This is a genomic window from Pseudomonas sp. EL_65y_Pfl2_R96 (assembly GCF_963970905.1).
Lineage (GTDB): Bacteria > Pseudomonadota > Gammaproteobacteria > Pseudomonadales > Pseudomonadaceae > Aquipseudomonas.
In genome coordinates, this window is record NZ_CAXAQH010000133.1 from 1 (window position 1) to 659 (window position 659).

Annotated in this window: 1 protein-coding gene; it reads right to left on the reverse strand. The window is 67.1% G+C overall.

The features are described from left to right. On the reverse strand, window positions 1-642 hold a 642-nt coding region (locus AACY49_RS29835; RefSeq protein ID WP_339527786.1), incomplete at its 3' end, for a cation:proton antiporter domain-containing protein. Window positions 643-659: the final 17 nt, after the last annotated feature.

The following is a 659-nucleotide window of genomic DNA, read 5'->3' on the forward strand; positions in this document are numbered from 1 at the left end:
CCCGAGCGCGAGCGCGGCGCGCCACTTCATGCGAAAGGCCATACCGATGCCGAAGATGATCACCGCCTTGGTCGCGATCAGCGCCAGCGCCATGCCGATCACGAAGAACGGCCGCTCGGCGATCGCGTGCAAATCGAGCATCATGCCGACCGCGAGGAAAAACAGGCCGAGCAGGATGGAGCGGAACGGCTCGACATCGGCCTCCAGCTCATGCCGATACGGGCTGTCCGCCAGCATCACGCCCGCGACGAATGCGCCCAGTGCTGTCGACAGACCAAGCGCCTCCATGATCGCCGCCGCGGCCACCACCGTGAACACCGCGGCGAACACGAACATCTCGCGCTCCCCCAGATTGCCGATGATGCGGAACAGCGGGCGCAGCAGGAAGCGCCCGGCGAGCACCAGCCCGGCCACGGCGAGCACGGTCGACAGGAACAATTGCCAGCCCGGCGGGCCATGCGCGTCCGCCGGATTGCGCGACAGCACCGTCACCAGCGTGATCAGCGGCACGATCGACAAATCCTGGAACAGCAGGATCGAAAAGGCGCGCTCGCCAAAGGGCGTGCGCAGGCGCCCCGCCGATTGCAGCATCGGCAACACCTGCGCGGTCGAGGAAAGTGCGAGCGGCAACCCTAGCACCAACGCCGCCGACCAGGAGA